General features: G+C 73.2%; 5 protein-coding genes. 4 read left to right on the top strand and 1 reads right to left on the bottom strand.

Annotated features, from left to right (window positions below):
- Positions 1-28: 28 nt before the first annotated feature.
- A complete protein-coding gene (gene ileS / locus H5J30_RS12140) occupies positions 29-3,205 on the bottom strand; it encodes an isoleucine--tRNA ligase (RefSeq protein ID WP_181787445.1) in 3,177 nt (1,058 codons plus the stop codon).
- Positions 3,206-3,727: 522 nt separating this feature from the next.
- Here ileS and H5J30_RS12135 point away from each other — a divergent pair.
- From H5J30_RS12135 to H5J30_RS12120, 4 genes are all read left to right on the top strand, one after another.
- Positions 3,728-4,630: a TraR/DksA family transcriptional regulator gene (locus tag H5J30_RS12135; protein WP_181787444.1), complete on the top strand. Its 903-nt coding sequence runs from the start codon at positions 3,728-3,730 to the stop codon at positions 4,628-4,630.
- Positions 4,631-4,741: 111 nt separating this feature from the next.
- Positions 4,742-5,428 (top strand): signal peptidase II, encoded by a 687-nt coding sequence (lspA, locus tag H5J30_RS12130; RefSeq protein ID WP_181787443.1) that lies wholly within the window; start codon positions 4,742-4,744, stop codon positions 5,426-5,428.
- A 35-nt stretch (positions 5,429-5,463) separates the two neighbouring features.
- On the top strand, positions 5,464-6,405 hold the full coding sequence (locus H5J30_RS12125) for an RluA family pseudouridine synthase (protein WP_181787442.1): 942 nt from the start codon (positions 5,464-5,466) through the stop codon (positions 6,403-6,405).
- A gap of 22 nt (positions 6,406-6,427) precedes the next feature.
- On the top strand, positions 6,428-7,319 hold an 892-nt coding region (locus H5J30_RS12120; RefSeq protein ID WP_220188820.1), incomplete at its 3' end, for an MBL fold metallo-hydrolase.

Here is a 7,319-nt window from a genome sequence, read left to right as displayed (position 1 = left end):
CGGGGCGCCGTACGGTGCCGGGCCGGGGTCAGGCCCGTACGAGCCGGAACGTCAGGGACAGCGGCTCGTCCGTGAACGCCTCGCCGTAGCCCGCGGCCTCCGCCGTGTCGCCCGCGGCGAAGTCCGTCGCGAGGACCTCCTCCGCGATCAGCCCCGCGTGGTCCGTGAGCGCCTGGCGGACGTCGGCGTCGGTCGTCGACCAGCGCAGCCGGATCCGGTCCGCGACGTCCAGCCCGGAGTTCTTGCGCGCCTCCTGGACCAGCCGGATCACGTCCCGGGCCAGGCCCGCGCGGCGCAGCTCCGGCGTGATCTCCAGGTCGAGCGCCACCGTGGCGCCCGAGTCGGAGGCCACCGACCAGCCCTCCCGCGGGGTCTCCGTGATGATCACCTCGTCCGGGGAGAGCGTCACCGTCTCGCCGTCGACCTCCACCGCCGCGCTGCCGTCGCGCAGCGCGGCCGACAGCGCCGCCGCGTCCGCCGCCGCGACGGCCTTCGCCACGTCCTGCACCCGCTTGCCGAACCGCTTGCCCAGCGCGCGGAAGTTGGCCTTCGCGGTGGTGTCCACCAGCGAGCCGCCGGCCGCGCCGCCGGCGGCCTCGGCGAGCGTGGCCAGGGCGGTGACGTTCAGCTCCTCGGTGATCTGCGCGCGCAGCTCCTCGGGCAGCGAGGGGAAGCCCGCCGCGGCCACCAGCGCCCGCGACAGCGGCTGGCGGGTCTTCACCCCGGACTCCGCCCGCGAGGCCCGGCCCAGCTCCACCAGGCGCCGTACGAGCTGCATCTGCCGCGACAGCTCCGGGTCGAACGCCGCGGCCCCGGAGGCGGCCGGCTCCGGCCACGCCGCCAGGTGCACCGACGCCGGGGCGTCCGGCACGACGGGCACCACGAGGTCCTGCCAGACCCGCTCGGTGATGAAGGGCACCACCGGGGCCAGCAGCCGCGTCACGGTCTCCAGCACGTCGTGCAGCGTGCGCAGGGCCGCCGCGTCGCCCTGCCAGAAGCGTCGGCGGGAGCGGCGCACGTACCAGTTGGACAGGTCGTCGACGAAGGCGGACAGCAGCTTGCCGGCGCGCTGGGTGTCGTAGTCGTCGAGGGCGTCGGTGACCCGGGCCGTCAGCGCCGCCAGCTCGCCGAGCAGCCAGCGGTCCAGGAGCGGCCGGTCCGCGGGCGCCGGGTCGGCGGCCGAGGGCGCCCAGCCGGCGGTACGGGCGTACAGCGCCTGGAAGGACACCGTGTTCCAGTACGTCAGCAGGGTCTTGCGCACGACCTCCTGGATCGTGCCGTGGCCGACCCGGCGGGCCGCCCAGGGCGAGCCGCCGGCGGCCATGAACCAGCGCACCGCGTCGGCGCCGTGCCGGTCCATGAGCGGGATGGGCTCCAGGATGTTGCCCAGGTGCTTGGACATCTTGCGGCCGTCCTCGGCGAGGATGTGGCCGAGGCAGACCACGTTCTCGTAGGAGGACCTGTCGAAGACGAGCGTGCCGATGGCCATCAGCGTGTAGAACCAGCCGCGGGTCTGGTCGATGGCCTCGCAGATGAACTGCGCGGGGTAGCGGGTCTCGAAGACGTCCTTGTTCTTGTACGGGTAGCCCCACTGCGCGAAGGGCATCGAGCCCGAGTCGTACCAGGCGTCGATGACCTCCGGCACCCGCTCCGCGCGCAGCGCGCAGCCGTCCGCGGGGCAGGGGAAGGCGACCTCGTCGATGTACGGGCGGTGGGGGTCCAGCGCGGACTGGTCGGTGCCGGTCAGCTCGGTCAGCTCGGCCAGCGAGCCGACGCAGGTGAGGTGGTCGTCGGCGCAGCGCCAGATGGGCAGCGGGGTGCCCCAGTAGCGGTTGCGGGACAGGGCCCAGTCGACGTTGTTGTCGAGCCAGTCGCCGTAGCGGCCGTGCTTGACGGAGTCCGGGTGCCAGTTGGTCCGCTCGTTCTCGCGCAGCAGGGCGTCCTTGACGCGGGTGGTGCGGATGTACCAGGACGGCTGCGGGTAGTAGATCAGCGGGGTGTGGCAGCGCCAGCAGTGCGGGTAGCTGTGCTCGTACGGCTCGTGGCGGAAGAGCAGCCCGCGCGCGTCGAGGTCGGCGACCAGCGTCTCGTCGGCCTTCTTGAAGAACTGGCCGCCGACGAGCGGCAGTTCCTCGCCGAAGGTGCCGTCCGCGCGCACCGGGACCTCGACCTCGATGCCGTACTGCCGGGAGACCTTGAAGTCGTCCTCGCCGAACGGGGCCTGGTGGACCAGGCCGGTGCCGTCCTCGGTGGTGACGTAGTCGGCGTTGACTACATAGTGAGCGGCGCGCGCGTCGGCGAGGTCGACCAGGTCGAAGGGCGGCCGGTACGTCCAGCGCTCCATCTCGGCACCGGTGAACGACTGCCCGGTGGTCTCCCAGCCCTCGCCCAGCGCCTTGCCGACGAGCTGCTCGGCGACGACGACCTGCTCCGTGCCGTCGGTGGCGACGACGTAGGTGACGTCCGGGTGGGCGGCGACCGCGAAGTTGGCGGTGAGCGAGAAGGGTGTGGTGGTCCAGATGACCAGGGCCGCCTCGCCGGCCAGCGGGCCGGAGGTGAGGGGGAAGCGGACGTAGACCGAGGGGTCGACGACGGTCTCGTACCCCTGCGCCAGCTCGTGGTCGGACAGGCCGGTGCCGCAGCGCGGGCACCAGGGGGAGACGCGGTAGTCCTGGACGAGCAGGCCCTTGTCGTAGATCTGCTTCAGGGACCACCAGACGGACTCCACGTACTCGGAGTTCATCGTCCAGTACGCGTCGTCCAGGTCGACCCAGTAGCCCATCCGCTCGGTCAGCTCGGCGAAGGCGTCCGTGTGCCGCTGGACGGAGGCGCGGCACTTGTCGTTGAACTCGGCGATGCCGAACGCCTCGATGTCCTGCTTGCCGTTGAAGCCCAGCTCCTTCTCCACGGCCAGCTCCACCGGCAGCCCGTGGCAGTCCCAGCCGGCCTTGCGCGCCACGTGGTAGCCGCGCATGGTGCGGAAGCGGGGGAAGACGTCCTTGAAGACGCGGGCCTCGATGTGGTGCGCGCCCGGCATGCCGTTGGCGGTGGGCGGGCCCTCGTAGAAGACCCACTCGGGCCGGCCCTCGGACTGCTCCAGGGAGCGGGCGAAGACCTTCTGTTCGCGCCAGAAGTCGAGCACGGCGTGTTCGAGGGCGGGCAGGTCTACCTGGGCGGGTACCGGTCGGTACAGGGGCATGCTCATCGCGGACTCTTCCTCCGGCTGGCGTGCTGACGGCCGAACCGGAGGGACGAGAGCCGGGGCTCCCGCGGTACCACCCTCCTTGGCGGCGGAGCGCGCGCGGCGCGCCCACCGCCCCCTCATTGGGGCAGCGCTGCCGGTTCTACTCGCCCGGGGGCTTTCCTCCGGCGGCTCCGGGGTGATCTTCGCTCCGTGCACGCCGCCCGGGCTCGCACCGTCCCCGGGTCGCTCCTCGGCTGCGTACGGAGGTACTCGTCCCCATCCACACCTGTCGCTGCCGACAGTGTACGGCCCCGGGGTACGCGCCGCCGACCGGGTTTCCGCGGCGCGGGCCGCTGGGCCGTTCGGCCCAGTGCCGGCAAACCGGACAGGCGAGCGGAAGCCCGGGATTACCCGGCGTACGGCTGGGCACAACGTTTTGAGACCGGTCAGCCATGGCGTGCCCTGTTGCCGCGGACCCAGTGTCGATTTATCGTTCCGGCACCGTTCGCGAACAAGATCACAATATGTGAAGGGGTCCCGGCCATGGTTGCGAAGAAGACCGCGCCGGCGGCGAAGAAGTCCACAGCGAAGAAGACCACGGCGAAGAAGGCGGCGAAGAAGACGGCGGCAAAGAAGGCGCCGGCGAAGAAGCCCGCCGCCGGCCGGGCCACCGCGAAGGCCACGGGGGAGCGGGCGGCGAAGAAGGCCGCGAAGAAGGCCACGAAGCAGGCCACGAAGCAGGCTGCGGGGAAGAAGACGGCGGCGACCGCGGGGGCGGCCGGCGGCGCCGCCTCCGCGAAGAAGTCGCCGCCCGCGAAGAAGGCCGCGGCCCGCAAGGCGCCGGCCGCAAGGACCGAGCCCGCGAGCAGGACCGCGGCACGGGCCGCCGCCCCGGCCGGAAGGCCGGGGAAGAAGGCGGCGGCCAAGAAGACGTCCGCCAGGACGTCTCCGGGGAAGAAGACGGGAGCCAAGACGGTGGTCGCAAAGAAGACGCAGGTGGTGGAGGCCCCGGTCGCCGAGGCGGCGGGCGGGACGGCAGCCCCGGCAGAACCGGGGGAGCTGGCCGTGCGTCCGGGGGAGGACCCCTGGACTCCCGAGGAGATCGCGGAGGCCCGCCAGGGCCTGCTGGACGAGGTCGCGAGCCTGCGCTCGGAGATCCGCGCCTCCGAGGAGGCCGTCAGCGGGCTGATGCGCGACTCCGGCGGCGGCGCCGGGGACGACCAGGCCGACACGGGGACGAAGAACATCTCGCGGGAGCACGAGATGGCGCTCGCCGCGGGCGCCCGGGAGCGGCTGGTGCAGACCGAACGCGCCCTCCTGCGCCTGGACGACGGCACGTACGGGCGCTGCGAGTCCTGCGGCAAGCCGATCGGCAAGGCGCGGATGCAGGCGTTCCCGCGGGCCACCCTGTGCGTGGAGTGCAAGCAGCGGCAGGAGCGCCGCTGAAGGGCCTCCGGAGGCGCTGACGGGGCGGTGGGCGGCGTTGCGGGCTGTGGTGCGGCGGCTCGTACGGGTGTGCCGTACTCTCGACCCCAGTCAGCGCACCGGAGGACACACGTGACAGAGGCGGAGCGGATCAGCGGGGACGCCACGGAGCCCCGCCGAGAGGACGAGGGCGCCTCCGCGGCGGACGAGAAGGCCGTGGCCGACGCCGACACCGCCGATCCGGCCGGGACCGCGGGCGGGACGCCCGCGACCGACGGGGCCGCGGCGGCGGGAGAGGCCGAGGACGAGGCGCGGGAGGCGGCCCCCAGCGGCCCCAGGCGCATCGGTGTCCTCCTCGGCGTCGCCGCCCTCGTCTACGCCCTCGACCTCGTCACCAAGCTGATCGTGGTCTCCCGGCTGGAGCCGGACAACCGCTCCGTCGAGGTCGTCGGCGACCTGCTGCGCTTCCAGGTCGTCCGCAACGCCGGCGCGGCGTTCGGCATCGGCGAGTCGATGACGGTCATCTTCACGCTGATCGCGGTCATCGTCATCGGCGTCATCGCCCGGCTCGCGCGCAAGCTCTACAGCCTGCCCTGGGCCATCGCGCTCGGCCTGCTGCTCGGCGGCCCCCTCGGCAACCTCACCGACCGCCTCTTCCGCTCCCCGGGCTTCTTCGAGGGCCACGTCGTGGACTTCATCGCCCCCGAGCACTTCGCGGTGTTCAACCTGGCGGACTCCGCGATCGTCTGCGGCGGCATCCTCATCGTGATCCTGTCCTTCCGCGGTCTCGACCCCGACGGCACCGTCCACCGCGGCTGACCCGCGCGCCCGTACGCGCCTGCGATACTTCCCGGGTGAGTACCGTGCCCGAAATCCGCACCCTGCCCGTACCCGACGGCCTCGAAGGCGAGCGGCTCGACGCCGCGCTCGCCCGGATGTTCGGGTTCTCCAGGACCAAGGCCGCCGAACTTGCCGGCGCCGGCAAGGTCCTCGTCGACGGGCAGGAGGCCGGCAAGTCGGACCGGGTGACGGCGGGCGCGTGGCTGGAGGTCGAGATGCCGGCGCCGGCGGCGCCGGTGCGCATCGTCGCCGAGCCGGTGCCCGGGATGACCGTCGTCCACGACGACGACCACGTGGTCGTCGTCGACAAGCCCGTCGGCGTCGCCGCCCACCCCAGCCCCGGCTGGAGCGGCCCCACGGTCGTCGGCGGCCTGGCCGCCGCGGGGTACGCCATCTCCACCTCCGGCGCCGCCGAGCGGCAGGGCGTGGTGCACCGGCTGGACGTCGGCACCTCGGGGCTGATGGCGGTGGCCAAGTCGGAGCGCGCGTACACGCTGCTGAAGCAGCAGTTCCGGGAGCGTACGGTCGACAAGCGCTACCACGCGCTGGTCCAGGGCCACCCCGACCCGCTCAGCGGCACCATCGACGCCCCCGTGGGCCGCCACCCCGTGCACGACTACAAGTGGGCCGTCGTCGCCGACGGCAAGCCCAGCGTCACGCACTACGACCTGGTGGAGGCGTTCCGCGCCGCCAGCTTGCTCGACATCAAGCTGGAGACCGGCCGCACCCACCAGATCCGCGTGCACATGTCCGCCCACCGGCACCCGTGCGTCGGCGACCTCACGTACGGCGCCGACCCCGTGCTCGCCAGGCGGTTCGGCCTGGAGCGGCAGTGGCTGCACGCCGTACGGCTGGGCTTCGAGCACCCCGAGGACGGCCGGTGGGTGGAGTTCGAGTCGGACTATCCGGAGGACCTGCGGCGGGCGCTCGACACCGTACGCGCGGACAGCGCCTGACGGCCGCGGCGGCGCGACGCCCGTGGACCAGCTCACGCTGCTGCTGACCCTGGTGCTCGGCGCCCTGGTCACCATCCCCGTCGCCCAGCGGTTCGGGCTGCCGGCGCCGGTGCTGATGACGGTGCTCGGCGGGGTGCTGGCGCTGCTGCCCTTCGTGCCGAACGTCGAGATCCCGCCCGACTTCATCCTGCCGCTGGTGCTGCCCCCGCTGCTCTACGCGGCCGTACAGCGCACCTCCTGGCGGCAGTTCGCGGCCAACGTACGGCCCGTCCTGCTGCTCGCCGTCGCGCTCGTCTTCGTCGCCGCCACCTGGGCCGGGCACGCCAGCTGGGTGCTGCGCATCGGGGGCCTGACCGTGCTCACCGACCCGCTGTGGTCCCGCCGGATCCTCGGCACCCCCGCACGCGTCACCCCCGTCGGCGTGCGCTGGGAGGACCTGCCGCCCATCGACGCCGTCGTGGTCTCCCACAACCACTACGACCACCTCGACCGCCCCACCCTGAAGCGGCTGCCGCGCACCACCCCGCTGTTCGTGCCCGCCGGGCTCGCCCGCTGGTGCCGCCGCCGCGGCTTCACCCGCGTCACCGAGCTGGACTGGTGGGAGGCCGCGGAGCTGCCCGCGCCCGGCGGGCCCGTGCGCTTCGACTTCGTACCGGCGCACCACTGGAGCAAGCGCACGCTGACCGACACCTGCCGCTCGCTGTGGGGCGGCTGGGTGCTCACCGACGGCGCGGGCCGGCGGGTCTACTTCGCCGGCGACACCGGCTACGGCCACTTCTTCGAGGAGATCGGCCGACGCCTGCCGGGCATCGCCCTCGCGCTGCTGCCCATCGGCGCGTACTCGCCGCGCTGGATGCTGGGCCCGGTGCACATGGATCCCGAGCAGGCCGTGCGCGCCTGCGCCGACGTCGGCG

Origin of the sequence: Streptomyces phytophilus (assembly GCF_013870535.1) — a bacterium.
Classification (GTDB): Bacteria; Actinomycetota; Actinomycetes; order Streptomycetales; family Streptomycetaceae; genus Streptomyces; species Streptomyces phytophilus.
Note: the sequence above shows the minus strand (reverse complement) of the source record. Positions and strands in the feature narration are given on the sequence as shown.